The organism is Erythrobacter sp. NE805, from assembly GCF_046452355.1.
GTDB lineage: Bacteria > Pseudomonadota > Alphaproteobacteria > Sphingomonadales > Sphingomonadaceae > Erythrobacter.
On sequence record NZ_JBKFDI010000003.1, the window covers coordinates 471,339 to 488,460 of the forward strand.

At 62.0% G+C, this 17,122-nt stretch carries 21 protein-coding genes and 2 pseudogenes; 11 read left to right on the top strand and 12 right to left on the bottom strand.

Going from position 1 to position 17,122, the window contains the following annotated elements:
- Positions 1–34 precede the first annotated feature (34 nt).
- The 3 genes from ACLBKU_RS13885 to ACLBKU_RS13895 form a co-directional block, all read right to left on the bottom strand.
- The gene (locus tag ACLBKU_RS13885; RefSeq protein ID WP_410180146.1) at positions 35–481 is read right to left on the bottom strand and encodes a MucR family transcriptional regulator; all 447 of its coding nucleotides are present in this window, start codon (positions 479–481) and stop codon (positions 35–37) included.
- A gap of 539 nt (positions 482–1,020) precedes the next feature.
- Complete coding sequence (locus tag ACLBKU_RS13890; protein WP_410180147.1) at positions 1,021–2,106, bottom strand: HigA family addiction module antitoxin; 1,086 nt, start codon at positions 2,104–2,106, stop codon at positions 1,021–1,023.
- Between the two features lie 33 nt (positions 2,107–2,139).
- On the bottom strand, positions 2,140–2,466 hold the full coding sequence (locus ACLBKU_RS13895) for a hypothetical protein (RefSeq protein ID WP_410180148.1): 327 nt from the start codon (positions 2,464–2,466) through the stop codon (positions 2,140–2,142).
- 125 nt (positions 2,467–2,591) lie between these two features.
- On the opposite strand from ACLBKU_RS13895, the gene ACLBKU_RS13900 reads away from it, so the two are divergent.
- The 6 genes and pseudogenes from ACLBKU_RS13900 to ACLBKU_RS13925 all read left to right on the top strand — a co-directional run.
- On the top strand, positions 2,592–3,470 hold the full coding sequence (locus ACLBKU_RS13900) for an AAA family ATPase (protein WP_410180149.1): 879 nt from the start codon (positions 2,592–2,594) through the stop codon (positions 3,468–3,470).
- The gene (locus ACLBKU_RS13905) at positions 3,457–3,915 is read left to right on the top strand and encodes a hypothetical protein (RefSeq protein ID WP_410180150.1); all 459 of its coding nucleotides are present in this window, start codon (positions 3,457–3,459) and stop codon (positions 3,913–3,915) included. Before ACLBKU_RS13900 ends, ACLBKU_RS13905 begins: the two co-directional genes overlap by 14 nt.
- Positions 3,915–4,418, top strand: a complete 504-nt coding sequence (locus ACLBKU_RS13910; protein ID WP_410180151.1) for a hypothetical protein — start codon at positions 3,915–3,917, stop codon at positions 4,416–4,418. Before ACLBKU_RS13905 ends, ACLBKU_RS13910 begins: the two co-directional genes overlap by 1 nt.
- Positions 4,415–5,299, top strand: a complete 885-nt coding sequence (locus ACLBKU_RS13915; RefSeq protein WP_410180152.1) for a CBASS oligonucleotide cyclase — start codon at positions 4,415–4,417, stop codon at positions 5,297–5,299. Before ACLBKU_RS13910 ends, ACLBKU_RS13915 begins: the two co-directional genes overlap by 4 nt.
- A 3-nt stretch (positions 5,300–5,302) precedes the next feature.
- The gene (locus tag ACLBKU_RS13920) at positions 5,303–6,142 is read left to right on the top strand and encodes a hypothetical protein (protein ID WP_410180153.1); all 840 of its coding nucleotides are present in this window, start codon (positions 5,303–5,305) and stop codon (positions 6,140–6,142) included.
- 228 nt (positions 6,143–6,370) lie between these two features.
- Positions 6,371–6,713, top strand: a pseudogene (locus ACLBKU_RS13925) (SLOG family protein); the annotation flags it as partial.
- 21 nt (positions 6,714–6,734) lie between these two features.
- On the opposite strand, the gene ACLBKU_RS13930 reads toward ACLBKU_RS13925, so the two are convergent.
- The 4 genes from ACLBKU_RS13930 to ACLBKU_RS13945 all read right to left on the bottom strand — a co-directional run bounded on the left by ACLBKU_RS13930 (position 6,735) and on the right by ACLBKU_RS13945 (position 10,954).
- Complete coding sequence (locus ACLBKU_RS13930) at positions 6,735–8,540, bottom strand: recombinase family protein (RefSeq protein ID WP_410180154.1); 1,806 nt, start codon at positions 8,538–8,540, stop codon at positions 6,735–6,737.
- 96 nt (positions 8,541–8,636) lie between these two features.
- Positions 8,637–8,936: a hypothetical protein gene (locus ACLBKU_RS13935; RefSeq protein ID WP_410180155.1), complete on the bottom strand. Its 300-nt coding sequence runs from the start codon at positions 8,934–8,936 to the stop codon at positions 8,637–8,639.
- Positions 8,937–9,563: 627 nt separating this feature from the next.
- Positions 9,564–10,772, bottom strand: coding sequence for a tyrosine-type recombinase/integrase (locus ACLBKU_RS13940; RefSeq protein WP_410180156.1), 1,209 nt, complete (start codon positions 10,770–10,772; stop codon positions 9,564–9,566).
- Positions 10,763–10,954: a helix-turn-helix transcriptional regulator gene (locus ACLBKU_RS13945; RefSeq protein WP_410180157.1), complete on the bottom strand. Its 192-nt coding sequence runs from the start codon at positions 10,952–10,954 to the stop codon at positions 10,763–10,765. The genes ACLBKU_RS13940 and ACLBKU_RS13945 overlap by 10 nt, the downstream gene beginning before the upstream one ends.
- A 142-nt stretch (positions 10,955–11,096) precedes the next feature.
- Between ACLBKU_RS13945 and ACLBKU_RS13950 the strand changes: the two genes are divergently transcribed.
- The 3 genes from ACLBKU_RS13950 to ACLBKU_RS13960 all read left to right on the top strand — a co-directional run bounded on the left by ACLBKU_RS13950 (position 11,097) and on the right by ACLBKU_RS13960 (position 12,869).
- A complete protein-coding gene (locus ACLBKU_RS13950) occupies positions 11,097–11,645 on the top strand; it encodes a hypothetical protein (RefSeq protein WP_410180158.1) in 549 nt (182 codons plus the stop codon).
- A 71-nt stretch (positions 11,646–11,716) separates the two neighbouring features.
- Positions 11,717–12,178 (top strand): hypothetical protein, encoded by a 462-nt coding sequence (locus ACLBKU_RS13955; RefSeq protein WP_410180159.1) that lies wholly within the window; start codon positions 11,717–11,719, stop codon positions 12,176–12,178.
- Between the two features lie 280 nt (positions 12,179–12,458).
- A complete protein-coding gene (locus ACLBKU_RS13960; protein WP_410180160.1) occupies positions 12,459–12,869 on the top strand; it encodes a hypothetical protein in 411 nt (136 codons plus the stop codon).
- 68 nt (positions 12,870–12,937) lie between these two features.
- Here ACLBKU_RS13960 and ACLBKU_RS13965 read toward each other — a convergent pair whose 3' ends face one another.
- The 4 genes from ACLBKU_RS13965 to ACLBKU_RS13980 are packed head-to-tail and all read right to left on the bottom strand — an operon-like array spanning position 12,938 to position 15,244.
- The gene (locus ACLBKU_RS13965) at positions 12,938–13,195 is read right to left on the bottom strand and encodes a hypothetical protein (RefSeq protein WP_410180161.1); all 258 of its coding nucleotides are present in this window, start codon (positions 13,193–13,195) and stop codon (positions 12,938–12,940) included.
- Positions 13,196–13,217: 22 nt separating this feature from the next.
- A complete protein-coding gene (locus tag ACLBKU_RS13970) occupies positions 13,218–13,805 on the bottom strand; it encodes a TMEM175 family protein (RefSeq protein WP_410180162.1) in 588 nt (195 codons plus the stop codon).
- Positions 13,802–14,431 (bottom strand): NADPH-dependent F420 reductase, encoded by a 630-nt coding sequence (locus tag ACLBKU_RS13975; RefSeq protein WP_410180163.1) that lies wholly within the window; start codon positions 14,429–14,431, stop codon positions 13,802–13,804. Before ACLBKU_RS13975 ends, ACLBKU_RS13970 begins: the two co-directional genes overlap by 4 nt.
- A gap of 42 nt (positions 14,432–14,473) precedes the next feature.
- Positions 14,474–15,244: a type 1 glutamine amidotransferase domain-containing protein gene (locus ACLBKU_RS13980; RefSeq protein ID WP_410180164.1), complete on the bottom strand. Its 771-nt coding sequence runs from the start codon at positions 15,242–15,244 to the stop codon at positions 14,474–14,476.
- Between the two features lie 92 nt (positions 15,245–15,336).
- Between ACLBKU_RS13980 and ACLBKU_RS13985 the strand changes: the two genes are divergently transcribed.
- Positions 15,337–16,236: a LysR family transcriptional regulator gene (locus ACLBKU_RS13985; RefSeq protein ID WP_410180165.1), complete on the top strand. Its 900-nt coding sequence runs from the start codon at positions 15,337–15,339 to the stop codon at positions 16,234–16,236.
- Between the two features lie 10 nt (positions 16,237–16,246).
- Here the strand turns inward: ACLBKU_RS13985 and ACLBKU_RS13990 are convergent.
- Positions 16,247–16,435: pseudogene (locus tag ACLBKU_RS13990) on the bottom strand (KUP/HAK/KT family potassium transporter); the annotation flags it as partial.
- 108 nt (positions 16,436–16,543) lie between these two features.
- Here ACLBKU_RS13990 and ACLBKU_RS13995 point away from each other — a divergent pair.
- Entirely contained in the window at positions 16,544–17,077 is a 534-nt protein-coding gene (locus ACLBKU_RS13995; RefSeq protein WP_410180186.1) for a hypothetical protein, read from the top strand.
- Positions 17,078–17,122: the final 45 nt, after the last annotated feature.

Genomic DNA, 17,122 nt, shown 5'->3' on the forward strand with positions numbered 1-17,122 from the left:
GGCAGTCTGACCACCCCTCCCGTGCCTTGTTCGGTCAGACCTTCCTAGTGCGGCGCGTCTTAGGCGCAGGCGTGCCAGCCTTGCGGCCGAGGCCGATCTTCTTGGCGAGATCGCGGCGCTTCTCGGCATAGGCTGGCGCGACCATCGGGTAATCGGTCGGCAGGCCCCAGCGCGCGCGGTATTCCTCGGGGCTCATGTTGTAGTTGGTGCGAAGATAGCGCTTCAGCATCTTCAGCTTCTTGCCGTCTTCCAGACAGACAATGTAGTCGGGCTTGACCGAGCTGCGGATCGCAACAGCCGGTTGCGCCTTGGCTTCTTCCACGACCGGCGCCTCGCCGAGACCGGCCAGTGCTGCATAAACGCTGCTGATGAGTGCAGGGACGTCAGCGACCGCGACATCGTTGTTGCCGACATGCGCCGCAACAATGTCGCTGGTCAGCGTGATGAGGGTTTCGGACGGGAGCTTCTGGTTTTCTTCCAAGACTGTGTTCGCCTTCTTGATGTTCGACCCTTGGCACCGCCATGATAGAACCCGCGGGTCATGACAACTGCTGGATCAACTTCAGAAGGACCAATCCAATTCAGCAAGGTCTTCCGCTCTGCTTTGCGCTACCGTTTCAACCACAGCGCACCGCGTGATGACCGCTAAAAAGCCGACACGAGCGCACAAGGGACTCAGAGGCCGATTTTAGGGACTTCGCAGTCCTTCACCAGCGATGGGTTGAACGGCAGCTGTTGTCCGAAGCGGGCGTTCAGCGCTCGCTCCACCGCCACGGCAGAGCGAGTGAACCTGGACCGTCTCCGGACTGGCAGGTGCCAGGAGCGCGACCGACTAAGGCAGACGTAGCTCGCTTTCGCAAAAGGTGTTGTTCTTACATCGGTGGGCGCCCTCTAGCATGTCGTTGAGTTCGCCACGACAGTCATGGCTAACACCATTGGACGCATGCTCGCCTAGAACAGTAGAGTGCAACGCGCTGCCTCCCGTCTCTTAGAGAGTTGGGCGACCAACTGCTGAATTGATCATTCTGACCATTGGTAGTGATCCTTCAAGCTGTTCATTTGGCTATAGGCGAGAACCCCGCGTTTCTGCAGCTGGCCGACGACGATCCCCGGAGCAATGCCCTGCTCGGCTGCGAACGCGCGCACTTCCTCTGCCGTCCCGTCAAACCTAGCGATGAATTTGCGCAGCGCGGCCTGAGGCACCAGGAAGTTGGCAGCCCATTCATTGGCCTCTTCCTCTTGAGCGGCGTCGGCATTGCTGAAGCCATTGCCATCCAGGAAGACTGTCTTGCGGCTATGGAGCAGCAGATGCGCCGCTTCGTGGAAGAAGGTGAACCAGAAATGGTCGTTGGCTTTGTGCCGCAAAGATTGCTGAATCAGCGCCTTGCGAGGACTGAGCCAACGCGAGATGCCGCTTAACGCGACTCCTTTTAAAGGTTTGACAACCGCGAAGGCCACGCCTGCACGCGCGCAACGCTTGCGGACTTCGGGCAGGAAGTCCTCGACCGAAAGAATCGTCAGCTCGCGGATACCGCGAAGCTCCTGTAGGAACCGCGCCTTGCTATATTCTGCGCAATCCAGCGCCTCGGCTTCTCGCTCGCCGAGACGTAGCCAGACGAGAAGCGCCTCTTCATGGCTTTCGAATGACGGTGAGTGACGATAGGATACTGCGGCGAGCTCATCGAAACGCTCGCGGCACGCGTCCACACTCCCCACTCCGAAGAATTCGAGCAGTTGCCGAACGCGGTTTCCTCCCTGCGCGGGCGCGAACAGACCGCGCTTCTCGAGTTCCTTAACCGGAAACCGGGCAGCCCAGACAACGTCGGAGGCAAGCCGCTCCACCTCCTTCGCCTTAGCGAGCTGCAGCCGGTAATTCGCCTCAAGACCTAGCCAAAGGTCGGCGTCCATATCGAGCACGCGTTCGAACTGGAGGGCTGTCTCCGGCTCAATCGGCGCTTTACCGGCGAGGATCTCGACGATGAGCTTGCCCGACCGACCGCACCGTCTCGCAAGCTCGCGAGCCGACATGTCACGCGCGTCAAGAAACTCTTCCAGCAGCTTGCCGGGTCGGATGCCGCAGCTCGGATGATAAGACAGGTCTGTCATCAGCGGACAATGGCAGAGGTCGCGAGGCGGTTTCTAGACATCTTTGATACCGATCACTTGAATCTCCTTGATCGCTTCCAATGCCAACGCTCTTTTTCCGCGCTGCGCTTTTTCACCAACGCCTCTGAATCGCAAGCGGTGCTGCGCGCCCACATCGAGCGAGAACAGCCCTAACGAGCGGTCTTCGGGGCGAAAACGGATTGGCGGACGGACCGGCAATTTCGCGAGATTAGGGGCGACGCTCAGCAATGCCATGCGGGACGCGATCTTGTCCGCGACATCCGAGCCATAGTGCGCCTCCAGTCGGCCGTGATCGTTGAACAGCTGCTGGGTGCGGCTGTTTTGGAACTCGATCTTCACAGGTAATCCAAAATTGTTACCTGATGGGTAACACAAAAGGTTGACTCTTCGCAAGCCTTGATTGACCCTCTGCCAATGCTCGCCGACCGAGTCGGCGGGGGCACCAACAGTGGGTTCCACGCGACATGAGCAATGGTATTGCCTTCAAGATCACGCTGCCCGACCCGACCTTCGACGCGGCATGGGATGCGATCAAGCTTCCGCCGGCGATTAAGCAGCGGCTGATTGCTCAAGCCATTCTCAGTCTGACGATGCGCCGCAAGGTCGCATTTGAGATCGCTCCGCTGCACGGTATCATTGCTCTGGCTGGTCCGCCGGGCACTGGCAAGACAACGATTGCGCGCGGACTTGCGAGTAGGGTCGCTGGGGCGCTCAAGGGGGAGACGGTCACGTTTCTCCAGATTGACCCGCACGGCCTCGCCAGCGCCGCTCTCGGCAAGAGCCAGCAGCAGGTCACCACACTGTTCAGTCGCACGATACCTGAAGCCGGCCTCAGGGGGCCAGCCATCGTGCTGCTCGACGAAGTCGAGACGCTGGCCGCCGATCGTCGGCGTATGAGCCTTGAGGCCAATCCTGTCGATGTCCATCGCGCGACCGACGCCGTGCTCTCTGGTATCGATCAACTCACGCGCGAACACCCACACATCCTGCTGGTGGCGACGACCAACTATCCCGAAGCTGTCGATACCGCCTTTCTTTCGCGCGCTGACCTGCTCGAGATATTCGCCTTGCCGGGCGCTGAAGCTCGGGCTGAAATCATCGCCGACACGTTGAACGGCCTCGCCGAGACCTGGCCGGCCGTCGGCCAACTCAAGCGTGATGTCGGTCGCTTCGTGACGGCTTCGGACGGGCTCGATGGACGTCGCCTCCGAAAGGCGATCGTCGGCGCGGCTGCTTTGTCGATCGAGACCGCGCGTGATCCTGGCATGTTGACGAGCAATCAAATCCTCGAGGCGCTGCGCGGAGTGGCCAAGAACAAGGGAGGCTGTCGTGAAGTTGCGTAGAGATATTGCCTCAGTTCCGCTGCGCAGCGGCGAGGCGAGCTGGGCGGCGATCACTGGGCTGATCACCGGATCTGACACGGTCGATGGTGGGCAGCTGACGGCGGCGGCTTCGATCATGGCGATGCTGATATCAGAGGAAATTTATTCGGTGGAGCCGCTGACGCTCGTTGGCGGCAGCGCGCGCGTCGTTCTCTACTGCACCTTCGGTAGCGACGCGCTGATAATGGGCGACGAGATCGATCCGCTTCCGATGAATCCCACCAGCGGGGAATGGACGCTTTATGTGCCTTGCCCCGAGAGCGATCTTCGCTGGGCGAGCGAGACGCTCAGCGCCCGGGCACCGAGGATTGTCCTGCACAAGCCGGGTGCCATGCCGTCGGGTGTTGAGGAAGCAACGTCGACCTCAGCCAAGACCTTCGACATTGACTGGGGAGCGCTGAGCTGATGGGCACCTCGACTTTCACCTTCACCCGGACGCACACCGCGACGTTCGTGGCGGACAACATCCGCAATCAGTTGCGCGAACTCATCAAGGCGGCCAGTCTGGATCCGACTAAGTTGATTGATGATTGGAGCGTGCTCGGCTCCGCCGCCAAATATTGGATGGAAACCGGCTATCTCACCGGCGTAACGATCGAATTCTTCTATCCGGGCGCCAGCCGGGCCCAGCATCGCTGGGATTTCGATATTTCCTACGGCGGCAGCGGCGTCGACGGCGACATGTGGGTCGACCGCGATCATATCCAGCGCACCATCGCTAAGGCCGGCAAGCCGCCGGCCGGGTGCATCTATCGCGTGATTCTGACTTGCCTGCCTGGACGTCCCGACTTTCCTGGAATGTCGAGCACTGAGTTCAAGTCCACGGATGGACTTATCAGCCGGTCGTCGGGCACCGCCATTGCCACCCAAGATATCATGGCGGGGCTCCGTTACTGGAGGGCAGCGTGATCAGCGTCAAAGAAGCATTTGCAACCTATAAGGGCCGGCTTGAGATCACCCAGACCGAGCAGGACGACGCGAGCCGCCGCCAGAAGGATGTGCGCGCAACCGTTCAGGCTGCTTTCGATGTAAGGTATGATTTCCTTACCGGTTCCTATGGGCGCCACACCAAGACCAAGCCTCTCAAGGACGTCGATATCTTTGTGGTGCTGAGCGCCGGCGAAGAGCATCGTCGGAAGAAGCACCCGAAGTTCGTGCTGGACGATTTGGAGAAATGTCTGGTCGAAAAATATGGCAGGGATCAGGTCGAGCGCGATCGACGCTGCGTGACCGTGTGGTTCGAAAAGCGTAACAAGACCCAGGATGAAGACGGCAAGGTACTCAGCCTCGATGTCGTCCCTGCCTTCGAGAATGGCCATGATTACGAGATCCCCGACGATACGTTGGGAACCTGGATTGCCACGAACCCCTCGGTTCATGCGGAAAGAGCGACGGCCAAGAACAAGGAGTTGAGCGGCAACTGGGTACCCCTCGTCAAGATGCTAAAGGGCTGGAACCGCCATGCCGGCAAGCCGATCCGCCCGTCCTTTCTGGTCGAGGTCATGGCGCTCGAACTGGTCGATGGCCCGTTCAACACGTTTCCGGATGAAAGTCGGCGCTTCTTTTCAGCGGCGGCGGCAACCATCGGCGACGATTGGCTCGACCCGGCAGGTCTCGGGCCCGCGGTTTCGGACGAGATGACACCAGCGCTCGCAGATACGGCAAGAAGGGCGCTCAGCAGTGCAGAGGTGCTCGCGACCCGGGCTTTTCGGGCCGAACAGCAGGGCCGCCAAGGCGAAGCAATCGCGCTCTGGAAGCAGATCTTCGGCCGATATTTTCCCAGCACCTAGGTTATGGCGACGACGACGATGTCGATTACACAATTGGTTGGATTGCAACGGGCTGAATTTGCGAAGGCTGCGCGTCTGCAACGGCAAATCCTTCAGATTCAGTGCTCGATCGCGGCGCTGGCCGCCATCGGCGTGTTCTTTGAAGCACCGATTATTAGCTATGGCGTGGCCATTGTCGCGCTTGGGTTCGCCGGGGTCTGGGCGCTCATCGGATGGCGATATCGGGCGAGCCGGGGACAGGCTGAACGCGCGAGACGGGCAACGCTGCTGATGCAGGGCTTGGACGAGACGATCTCCGACGGTGAGCTGCGCAAGCTCAAGCTTGATTTCACTGTGACGACGGAGCAGGGGCGGGCTTGCGAGGACGATAATTATTATGCGGCCCAGGCAGCGCCGGGGTTGCCGCGCCTCGTTGAGATGCTCGAGGAAACCTGCTTCTGGTCCTGCCACCTGCTCAAGGGCAGCGCCCGACGGTCTTGGTTCTCGTTCATCGCACTTGTCGGGACGGGACTGCTTCTCTTCCTGCTCTCCGTCTTGGTTTTCGACGGCGATCGTCTTCAAACTGCAGCGCGCCTGTTCTGTGTGCTTCTGACTTTCGTGGTTTCCACGGAGGTCGTGGGCGCGGCTTTGGCCTATGGCGATGCGTCTCAGGCGCTCTCAACGATCTTGCCGAGGATCGAAGCCGTGCGGGCCTCGGGCAACCGTACCGTAGATCTACTCATGACCTTGTCGGATTACAACTCGGCCGTAGAGGGCGCCCCTATGTTTTGGCCCGGCCTCTATGAGAAAGAGCGCGATCGTCTGAACCAGCTTTGGTCGGAACGCATACGATGGACGACGTGATGAAAGTATGAGAAACGGCTAAGGAAAAGGAAACGTTACGGGTAAGAAGGCGGCCTTGAACGCGGCTAAGGTCCTGTGTGATCCCAAGGTAAGTGAGGCGGCCAAACGCGCCGCTGGCTCGCCATTTGCCTTCCTACCCACGAGCAGTCATCCCGCCGAGCCGGCGCGATTTCGATAACTGCCGGGCAGCTTCAGAGGGTTTCTCGCCATTAGCCCACGTTGTGAAGCCGATCCCCGGACATGGTCCTCCTGCATGGCGGCGACAGCAAAGGCGTCGATCGGCTCACCGTGAGCTGGGCTGAATGCCGCAACGTCTAACAGCTCGTATTCTCCCTCCACCGACGGCTAGGCGCGCGTGCCGGCTTCAAACGCGATGAGCAGATGGTGAGCCTGAAATCACGCTACCTCTTTGCCCGGCAACGGGATGCTCGAACGCCTCATGATTGAGGCCAAGGCCCGCCGAATTACAGTGGTTGATCGCCACACGATTGTGACCGGCGGTGGCGCATGGTTGCTGCGCCGCCACAGTTTACGACATCTCGGCATCACGCCCGTTCCATTACGGGCGTGATGCGCCGTCCTACGCGTGAGCCTAAGCGCCATTGTCATCCATCTGACCTGCTGCTGGCCACATCCCTCTTCCAAAGAGGTGTCTTGGATTGATTGCTCTCTCGGGTGCCGGGAAGCCGAACAGCTTTCGCTGCACAGCCCAGCTGGTGGGAACATTGGAATCAAGCAACGTTTTGCGATCGAGATTTGCTGGCTGCGTGCCATCAAGGATTGCGGTGGCAATATCGGGTGCAAGGTAGTTCAACCGGATCAGGCGCGCAAAGTGCGTCGGCCGGCAGCCCTGCTCCCTTGCGAGTTCTTCGATTGATAAGTTACGATGCTCGTCAACGAGGATCTGGGCTCTTCGCGCCGCCTTGATCAGCTCGACCAGCTTTGGGTTTGGGCGCGTGTCGCTTGTCAGGGCGCGCGGTGTGATATGGAGCGAGGGCCAGCGCTCGGCGGTGATGACCCGCACGTCGACATCGAGCACATAGCGGGCATCGCTGCACGGCCAGTCTGCAGGCCTGCCCCTGAATGCCGTCTTGCCGTCCCATGCCATAAAGCGGCGCAGCTCGAGCGATCGGAAGGTGATCGAGACTGTCTCTTCAGCGATTTCAACCTGGTGCACGAGGGCCGCGAAAAGGTCAGGCAGCCATTCGGCTCGCGTAACCTCGAGCATCTGGCCAATCGCTTTACCGCGGTTGGCCAGCCGATCGAGATCATCTCCGAAGAGACCAAGGGTTTTGAGCGCGCCCCGGAGCTTGCCCCTGTCAGCAAGGAAGTCGCCAACCGCGGCCATAACTGTCTTGTCGAGGTGATCGGCATTGCACCGATAGGCACGGCGATATTCGACTTGCGACCAGGCCGCGTTGCTCGACACATAGGCGCAGTAGGTTCGCCCGCGCTGCCAGTTCAGGTCGAGCAGCATGTGCCGGCCGAGGTCATCCCACAGCAATCCGGCGAGGAAATGGTGTGTCTCCTTTGCATGAGGCGAGCGCTTCTTGCGCTCCTCGCTTAGCGCCTGCGCTGCCTGCCACGTTTCTTCGCTGATGAGCGGTTCGTGTACGCCCTGATAAGTCGTATCGTGTCCGCGGATCTGCCCGACATAGATCGGATTGCGCAGGATGCCGTACACGGTGCCCGGCGACATCGGCGTGCCGCCGCGCGGAATGCCCCGCCGAGACAATTTGACGGAGCTGCAGAAGCCCGCCTCCCGAACTGCCGTCATCACTGATGTGTAGCGCCGGGTGCGCAGAAACTCGGCGAAGATAAAGCGCACGATGTCGGCCTCAGCCTGGTCGACGTGGATACCATCGCGACCGGCGACATAGCCGAACGGCGGTAGTCCGCCATGGATGCGACCATGCCGTTTGCGCGTGCGGATGCTGTCACGCACCCGTTCGGCGATCAGCTCGCGCTCGAACTGCGAAAAGGTCAGCAAGACGTTGAGGATCATCCGCCCCATGCTGTCCGAGGTGTCGAATGCCTGAGAGATCGACACCAGCGTGATCGATTGCCGGTCGAACATCTCGATTAGCCGCACGAAATCGAGGAGGCTGCGGGTCAGCCGGTCGATCTTGTAGACCACGACCGTGTCAATCTTTCCGGCCTCGATATCCTGCATCAACCGGGCAAGCGCCGGGCGCTCAAGGCCGCTCCCGGAGTGCCCGCCATCATCATAGTGCTGTGGCAGTTCCACCCAGCCCTTGTACTGCTGGCTTCTGATGTAGGCGCTGCTGATCTCCCGCTGCGTCACCAGCGAATTGACGTCGTGTTCGAGCCGGTGGGTGGTGCTCTTGCGGGTATAGATTGCGCAGCGCTTGATCGGCAGGTTCTCGTCACTCGGCATGGGTCCTCTCCTCTTGTGAGAGGCGGAACCTGCGCTATTTTCGACGGCACGTCTTGAACGTACCGTGTTGGCCAATCGTGCAAGGTCTTTCTGCCTTCAGATCACCTTCGACCTTTCATGCCAGTGCCAGCCGCTGCGAATGCCGGCGGGGGTCAACACGATTTCGTTCGGCAGGAAGATGAAATCCCGGTGGGCCGCATCGCGCCAGTTCTCGACCCGCATCGGGGTCTCACGCTGATTGAGAAGAAGATGGTGCTGCGAAAGGATTTCGTGCGGTATCCGGGCAGGCTCTGCCTCGAAATACTTGAGATTGAGCAACTCGGCAGCACGCGGGCGGACAATATCGAAGCTACGCAGGATCGCGGGAGAGGGATAGATGTCCTGGTAGCTGACCAAGGTGGAAGCTCTCCGTGTCGATCATGAGTGCGGTCGCCACTCTAGCTCTGATGCGAGCCCCCGGGCATAGGCAATGCGGTGACTTGAATCTTCGCCGAAACACGATCGAGGGAGATCTGCCATTCGGCTCGCAGCATTAGCTGTCAGTGGTGCGCCACGGCTTTCTTCACCACGACTGGCTAAATTGAACGGGATGTCATGGGTTGCTAAAAGACGAATCAGAACGTACAGAACTCGAGTGGTTCGAATAGAAACAAGAACGCGAACCGCTAAAATGCACAAATGGTGATGCCAGCACTTGTGCCACCGAGAAAAACCAAATCGACATTGAAAAATAATAACAATTTATTACCTGCTATTATTGTTTTCTCTTCTGGGACTCGAACCTCCCACCACTGAAAATACTGAAGAACTTGACCCCAAACCCGAGGCTGACAGCTTCGAGTCCTCGCTCAATCCTCTTCTGGGCACCAGGTAAGCTTTCGTGACGAGCTGCGAGAGCGCAAAAACCCTCTGAAATACAGAGATTAACCAGAGCGCCTCGTCCGCTGGGGTCCGCACCGGGGTGGGGGCTTTCGCGCCTTTTGGGGGTCAATTTGGGGGTCAGAATGGGGGTCGTCAAACCCCTTATTCCGGGGCTCGCAGATCACCGGCTCGCAGCGAGTCGAGCCAGTCCGACCACCACTGCATCATCGCCACCCGCTCGGGCCAATATTGCGTGCGATTGTAGATGGCGCGCACCGCATTCCCGTCCTGGTGCGCGAGGGCTCGCTCGATCGCATCCGCGCTCCACTTCCCGCTCTCGTTGAGCAGCGAACTCGCCGTCGAGCGGAACCCGTGCGCCGTCATCTTGCCCGCATAGCCGAGCCGCTTGAGCGCGCCGTTGACGGCGTTCTCGGACAGCGGCTTCTTGGGGTTGAAGCTCGGGAACACCCATTCGCTGTAGGTCGCGACCTCCTCCATCGACCGGATGATTGCGATCGCCTGGCGGGACAGAGGCACGCGGTGCTCCTTGCGCATCATCATATCCTCGGCCGGAATGGTCCAGACCGCCTTGTCCAGGTCGACATCGGCCCAGCGCATCGCGCGGATCTCGCCTGGTCGCTGAAACAGGTGCGCCGAAAGCTTGAGGGCCGCGTTGGTCGACTGGAACCCCTCATAGCCGTCGATCGCCGCGAGCAGGCCGGCCACGTCTCGGGGTTCGAGAAGAGCAGGATGGTGGCGCACCTTCGGGACGAGCAGCCAACGATCCAGTGAAGGCGCGGGGTTGTGCTCGGCTCGACCAGTCGCGATGGCATAGTTGATCACGCGGCCTACAAACGAGCGCAGGCGGCGCGCTGTTTCTCGCCGGCCGGAGTTCTGCACGTCCTCCAAGACAGAACGTAGCATCGGCGGCGTAATCGCCGAAACATGGATCTTGCCCAGTTTCGGCTCCACCAGCGAGAGGAGCCATTCGGTTTTGACGCGGGTGGTTTCGCAGATCGCGCTATCGCCATCCGCGGCACGCTTGGCGATGAACTCGCGGGCGACTGCAGCGAAGGTGTTCTCGCGCACAAGACGATCCTCAAGCTTGCGCTGCTGCCGGTGCTCGGAGGGGTCGACACCCTCCGCGAGCAGCGCCCTCGCCTCATCCCGCTTGGCACGCGCCGCCTTCAGGCTGACCTCCGGGAACGGCCCGAACCCGATACGCTTCTCCTTGCCGTCGAACCGATACTTGAGGTGCCAGCGCTTGGAGCCGGAGGTGGAGACGAGAAGGAACAGGCCCTTCTCGTCCGTCAGCTTGCGGTTCTTGAGTCCCGGCCGCGCAGCTTCGATCTCCTTGACGCTCAACGGCATTCCGCTGCGCCCCCGGCAAGGTCGCTGGGGAGCAGGGCGTCGACCGAGGCTGCGGTGATGAGGGTGGTGGCGCCCAGCTTGATGCGCTGGAGCAGGCCCTCGTTGATGAGCTTGTAGATGGTGGTCCGCCCGATGCCGAGGAGCTGGGCGACTTCGTGAACGCGGTAGGTCTTACGTTGCATTGATCATTTCCTTGATGGTCGCCCGCGATCGCGCCCGAAGGGGAGAGAACGGCGGCGAGTGGCTGTGCGAGTGTTATAGCACACACAGCAAGGGTGAGCAACTCTGGTTGACGTCCTTGTGTGACTCCGCATACAGCGAAGCATGACGCGAGCGATCAATCCCCAGCTCACTGACAGCGAGGCGGCACGGATGTTGTCGACAGCCCTCGCGATCGCGGCACGCGAGCGAGGTCTAAGTCTTCGCAAGATTGCCCCCCTGGTCGGCTACAAGCAGGCCGTCGTCCTGAGTCACATGGCCACAGGGCGCGTGCCGATCCCCGTGGAAAAAGCCGAAACGTTCGCCAAGGTCTTGGATATGGATGCAGGTCAGTTCCTGAAAGCCATTCTAAAACAACGCCATCCCACAGTCTCTTGGGCGCTTCTGAACGGCGATACGACCGGCAAGGAGCTATCATTCGAGCAGGGGCTCGCTGCCGGCTTAGGTGGCCACACGAGCGCCTTGAACGAGGAGCAACTCGCCGTGGTAAAAGAAGTGGCGGCCGATCCAAGCCCCCGGCGAAGGTGGCTGAGCGCGGAGGAGGCCGCGGCGGTCGAGATATTTCGTCGTGCCAGGAGAGACGAAGGGGACGTCGACAAGGCGGTGAGGGATTATACACGACTCGGACCCGTGCGAGAGCAGCCGAGCGAGTGAAGGCGAGTGTGTGTGCCCGCGCATAGGTATTCAACTTGCCAACTGTGTGTTATTTCGCATGTGATGCGCAGATGCGGACCCGCCGTCAGATGCGCATGGAGCGCGATGCACTCGTCGATTGGATGGGTGACCAGCCCTTCACGCACGCGCTAACCCTCAACACCGAGCGGGAGCTCAGCTCGGCGCGCATGCGGCAGATTTTTTCCAGCTTCTGCCATCAGTTCGACAAGTCAATCCTTGGGAGCCGCAATGTGCGGTCTCTCCCAACCTCTATGCGCCTGCATGCCATCGCCTTCCCCGAAAACCTGCTGACCAACGCGCACGTCCACGTCTTCGCTGACCTTGGGCCTGCGATCAGCGCAATCGGCAACGAGCGTGAGGTTCTCGAACGAGGTCGCTGTTGCTGGCTGGAATCGACCAAGGGGGCAGGTTCATTCCATAACGAGCCCGATCCTGATCGGGGCTGGGGCTACTATATCACCAAACGCTACAACGGTGACTTCTACCTCGCCGCGGACTTCTGGCCGCACTGACCTCGTCTTCTCTAAGCCGCCCGTCGCGGGAACAGTGCCCCAGCCGCCGGCGGGTCATCACTGAGGCCATTCATGGCAGCTGCCCCGACCAGGGCGGCATTCCTGATCCTATGGGAATCCATGGATCGCGCCGAAGGGTCCGCGGCAATGATGTGAACCATGTCTCGCGGCCTTCATGTCTCCTCCCACTCATGGTCATGGTCATGATGGTCTCCATGCTCACCATGGCCCTCACGCTTCCATGGCTACCATGCACCCCCACTGAGGTTGATGTTGACTCATGACCAAGAAAAACACGGTTCCCGATGCTGAGTGGGAACGACAAGGAAGGCTTCTGGAACTCGGGGTCAAGCATGCCTCCCAGATCGCCATGGAACTCGGTGTCTCCGCCCAAACCGTCTCCCGGGAACTGAAGCGTCGAGGGTATCGAAAGAATGCCCTTCTGCATCGCAGCGTGGAGGAGATCGAGCGCTACCACACCATGAAGGCTCGACAGCGAGCGATCATGCATCTCCCGGAGGCTCGGCGGCGTCAGATTGCAGCCAAGGTAACCATGGAGGCTCTGGCAGGCATGATGCAGGCTATCATCCAGGCTGACATGGATGGGGACATCACCAAGGCCAACGTGGTGATCGAGCCCCTTGCTGCTGCGGTCGGGGTGAAGTTTCATGGCAAGCGCCGTCGAGCTTGATGGGTGTGGAGGCCTTTGAGACATCGAAGTGCACTCTGTCGCACATTTCAGCCCACCACCGGCGAGCATCAGGATTGGCGGTTTTCTGAGTGTCCAGGGGTGGGCAAAGATCCAAGACTGGTTGACTCGATCAACTTCGCCGCGCCGCACGCATTTCCCATGACGAAGCCACCCGCACCCATCGCGGTGCTCTCGTATGACCTGGTCATCGGTAACATCACAAGGTCCACGAAATGCCCAGCAAGCTCTACCAGTTCCGCATCAAGCGCACCGGCGAGGAGATCGCCCTCGCCCACGTTATCGCTCCGACCGAGGAGGACGCGCACCAGTTTTTCCTCGATCGCGAGTTCACCCTCGGCCTTGCGAACGAATGGTTTGCAATCGAGCGCGTGGACCGCCAGCTGCCCGGCGACGAACGCGACGGTCTCGCACCGCTGCTGAAGTCCACAAGCTCGCTTTCCGGGCCTGTCCCGTCGGCGGCTCATGCTCGGCAAGGCTGCGGTTCACGCCCACGTATAGCCGCATCGCCGCGAAGGCGAGCGAGGTCACCGCCATCGAAAGTGAGAGGATCACGAGCGGCAGGGTCATCCCCGGATATTCCCCGACCAGCCCGGTGGGGAACGGCGTCGCACTGATGCACAGCAGGAAGAGCCCGTTGAGCCATAACAGGCCCCGGTCGGCCTGCCGCAGGCTGGCGATGAAGTAGTGATGGTTCACCCAGAACACGAGCACGAACAGGAAGCTGATCACCCATGCCGCGACGGCCGGGGCAAGATGCGCCAGCGCATGGCGAAGCCCCGTCTCGTCGGCGATGCCCGCGGGCACCTTCAATTCGAGCACCAGCAAGGTGATGACGATTGCGATCACCCCGTCCGAGAAGGCTTCGAGACGGTTCTTTTCGATCGCGCCGGTGCGGAAGATCGGCCTGGCCCTCATCGCGCCGGGTGCTCCAGCATCATCGCGAAGTCGCGGCCGCGACCCTGGGCGTAGGCTTGGTCGATCCACAGCATGGCATAGGCTTCGAGCAGCCGCGCGTTGCGCAAGGGGCCACCGTCGAAGCTGGCGAAGCCGAGGTCGCCTACCAGCCGCATGACCACCGCCTTGCCCTCTGGTTCGTCGCCAGCCACGAACATTGCTGGCTTGTTCGCATAGCGACCGGCATCGCCGAGGTTCTCCGCCCCGGTCTGGTTGAGGGCCTTGTAGACCCGAGCCCCCCCGGCCCATTCGGCGACCAGCTCTCCGCCGGAAGTGTCGAAACCGAGGGCAAGCTCCAGGCCGCCTTCACCCATGCGCAAGGGGTTGGTTGCGTCGATCACGATGCGGCCCGCAAGATCGCCGAGGCCGCGCACCGCTTCCTCAGTTGCGGGCCACGGGGTGGCCAGAAGGATCGCCTCGGCGCCCTCGATGGCCGCGGAAGGCTCCAGCAGCCGCTCGCCGGGGAGCACGGGATAGCGGCCGGGCGCTGCATCCCGAACGCCCCAGCGCACGTCATGCCCGGTCTTGAGCCAGGCGAGGCCGATCCCGCCGCCGACGGCACCGGCTCCGATGATTGCGATGCGCATCTCAGATCTCCTTCATGTAGCAGTCCAGAGGTCCGGCTCGCCTCACGCGCCGAGCGCCTCGATCACCTTAGCGGCCGTCTCGGCGCCCGAGAAGTTCTGCTGCCCGGTGACGAGGTTGCCGTCACGCACCGCGAAGCCGCGCCACAGGCCGGCCTGGATGTAGTTCGCGCCGAGCGCCTTCAATTCGTCCTCGATACGCCAAGGCATGACATGCTTGTCGCGCGGCAGAGCACCCATCGACCACACGGCGTTGTCGGCGAAGTCTTCCTCGACATTGGCGAAGCCGGTGACCGTCTTGCCGCGCACCAGCGGCTCGCCGTTCGAGAGCTCGGCGTAGCGCAGGATCGCGGTCCCGTGGCACAGGGCCGCGGCGACCTTGCCCGCTTCGTAGAAGGCGACGAAGGTCTCGTGCAGCGTGGTCGCGGTCTCGAAGGTGAACATCGGTGCCTGTCCGCCCGCGACGACGATGGCGTCGAAGTTGGCGACAGCGAGGTCGCTCACCGGCTTGGTGTCCTCGACAAGCGCGGCAAGCCTCGGCGTGGCGATGAAGCCCATCGAAATGAGGTCGGTCTCCGAGTAGCCCGAAGGATCGCGCGGATCGCTCATCGCATCCGGCTCGCAGCGACCGCCATCGGGCGAGAAGATCTCGACCTCGTAGCCAGCCTCGGTGAAGGCAAGATAGGGATGGGTCAGCTCCGACCACCAGAAGCCCACCGACCAGCCTGTTGTGGTCGAAACCGCAGGGTTGGCAATGACAATCGCCACGCGCTTGGGCTTGGCGGCGTTCACGGGGTTCACGTCCTTGAGGCTCATCGTCGGGTCGCTCCACTTGTTCTGTTCATATCACTTGCAGAACGATATGAATGAGACTGCGGCTTCGCCAATGAATTGGAGGCATATCGGATATGAGCGATCTCGATCTCCGGCGGCTCGACATGGGACTTCTAATCGTCTTCGCCGAGACGATGCGCTTGCGGCGCTTGACCGCGGTTGCCGAGCGTCTGGGGCTGACCCAATCCGCGATCAGCCACGCGCTCGCGCGGCTGCGCGATGCGGTTGGCGATCCGCTGTTCCTGCGACGCCCCCACGGCATGGAGCCGACGGCGCGGGCTGTCGCGCTCGAACCCGCGGTGATCCGCATCCTCGATCTCGCCCGGGAGGCGTTCAGCACACCTGCGGCCTTCGACCCCGCGAGCGCGCGTGCGGAGGTGCGGATCGCGGCGCAGGACTACCACTGCGGACTGTTCGCCGCGCCGCTCATCGCGCGCTGCGAGGCAGAGGCGCCGGGCCTACGCCTCTCTTTCCTGCCGCTGTTCCGGCGCCAAGCGCTTGATGCACTGGAGGCGGGCGACGTGCAGCTGGCGATCGGCTTCATCCGGCAACCGGGCGAGCGCATCCTGGCGACGCCGCTGTTCGAGCAGGACTACGCGGTTGTCGCCCGCGCTCACCATCCCCGGCTCACGGCGCTGGGCGAGCTCGACGCCTATGTCGCGGAGCGCCACCTGCTGGTGAGCCAGTCCGGCGACTGGACCGGAGTGATGGACGACGCGCTTGCCCGCGAAGGCAAGAGCCGTGTGGTTGCTGCAAGCCTGCCATACTACCTCGCTGTGCTCGCCACCGTGGCCGAAACCGACATGATCGCAACCGTGCCGCGGCGGCTGGCCGAACGCTACGCCGCGATGTTTCACCTCGCGCTTGCCGAACCGCCCCTGCCGGTTCGGCGCTTCACCGTCTCGCTGTTCCGCCACCAACGCGACGCGGCCAATCCGATGCTCGACTGGATCGCCGAGACGCTGAGGGGGTGAGCCCGACCCGTCAGATCTGCAACTGGCTCCACAGTTCGACCACGCGGTTGGTCGGGAGCTTGAAGCTCTCCATCGCGCTCTCGGAGCTCTTCGACATCCATGCGAACAGCCCCTCGCGCCAAAGCGACATGCCGGGGTGATCGCGCGAGGGGATGAGCTTCTGGCGGCCGAGGAAGTAGCTCGTCGCCATGGGATCGAAGGAGCGAACTCGAATCGCCCATGCAGAAATACGATCGCAGGCAGTGTCACCGATCTTTCGCGATGCGGCGGGGTGCCCTATGGGGCGGTTGTGCTCCCCCGACCCTCCTTGAGGCGTCCCAACGCCCTGCTGCTGCTCGCGGCCCTCGCGGCGGTGCTGCAATGGGCGGTGCCGCATGGGTGGATGGTCGGGGCGGATGCGCTGCTCGTCCCTTGCCCGAGCGTCTCGCCTGAGCTGGCGGCGCTCCGACGGTCCGATCCCGATCCAGTCTCGCCTGCACCGCCAGCGAGTGACCATGCGGCGCACATGCATCACGGGCACCATGGTGCCGATGCCATGGCCAAGATGCCCCCTCCGACCGGGGCAACGGGACATGAGCACCACACGGTCGCCCACACCGCTGCCGCTCCGGCCGATCACGCAGGCCACGCCAAGCACGACAAGCACGACGACGATGCGAGCGCGCTGTGCGACTTCGCGGCGCTCGGGGCGCCCGTGCTGCTCCCCAGCCAGCCTGACCTGCTGCCACCGCCGCCTCAGCCGGTGGTGCTGCTGGCAGCGGCGCTTCCCGGTATCGTTCCCGGTCGCGGGCTTGCCGCGCCCCCGCCGCCGTCCACCGGGCCGCCGCACCTCCCAGCCTGATCCAGCCTGAGCCGAACCTCGCCCCCGCGGGCGCGGCGCGGTTCG

What these genes read in the sequence shown, in the direction of transcription:
- ACLBKU_RS13890 (WP_410180147.1), bottom strand. Translation starts at nt 2,106, where the DNA reads ATGACAGACCTGTCTTATCATCCGAGCTGCGGCATCCGACCCGGCAAG.
- ACLBKU_RS13900 (WP_410180149.1), top strand. Translation starts at nt 2,592, where the DNA reads ATGAGCAATGGTATTGCCTTCAAGATCACGCTGCCCGACCCGACCTTC.
- ACLBKU_RS13910 (WP_410180151.1), top strand. Translation starts at nt 3,915, where the DNA reads ATGGGCACCTCGACTTTCACCTTCACCCGGACGCACACCGCGACGTTC.
- ACLBKU_RS13920 (WP_410180153.1), top strand. Translation starts at nt 5,303, where the DNA reads ATGGCGACGACGACGATGTCGATTACACAATTGGTTGGATTGCAACGG.
- ACLBKU_RS13930 (WP_410180154.1), bottom strand. Translation starts at nt 8,540, where the DNA reads ATGCCGAGTGACGAGAACCTGCCGATCAAGCGCTGCGCAATCTATACC.
- ACLBKU_RS13940 (WP_410180156.1), bottom strand. Translation starts at nt 10,772, where the DNA reads ATGCCGTTGAGCGTCAAGGAGATCGAAGCTGCGCGGCCGGGACTCAAG.
- ACLBKU_RS13945 (WP_410180157.1), bottom strand. Translation starts at nt 10,954, where the DNA reads ATGCAACGTAAGACCTACCGCGTTCACGAAGTCGCCCAGCTCCTCGGC.
- ACLBKU_RS13950 (WP_410180158.1), top strand. Translation starts at nt 11,097, where the DNA reads ATGACGCGAGCGATCAATCCCCAGCTCACTGACAGCGAGGCGGCACGG.
- ACLBKU_RS13955 (WP_410180159.1), top strand. Translation starts at nt 11,717, where the DNA reads ATGCGGACCCGCCGTCAGATGCGCATGGAGCGCGATGCACTCGTCGAT.
- ACLBKU_RS13960 (WP_410180160.1), top strand. Translation starts at nt 12,459, where the DNA reads ATGACCAAGAAAAACACGGTTCCCGATGCTGAGTGGGAACGACAAGGA.
- ACLBKU_RS13970 (WP_410180162.1), bottom strand. Translation starts at nt 13,805, where the DNA reads ATGAGGGCCAGGCCGATCTTCCGCACCGGCGCGATCGAAAAGAACCGT.
- ACLBKU_RS13975 (WP_410180163.1), bottom strand. Translation starts at nt 14,431, where the DNA reads ATGCGCATCGCAATCATCGGAGCCGGTGCCGTCGGCGGCGGGATCGGC.
- ACLBKU_RS13980 (WP_410180164.1), bottom strand. Translation starts at nt 15,244, where the DNA reads ATGAGCCTCAAGGACGTGAACCCCGTGAACGCCGCCAAGCCCAAGCGC.
- ACLBKU_RS13985 (WP_410180165.1), top strand. Translation starts at nt 15,337, where the DNA reads ATGAGCGATCTCGATCTCCGGCGGCTCGACATGGGACTTCTAATCGTC.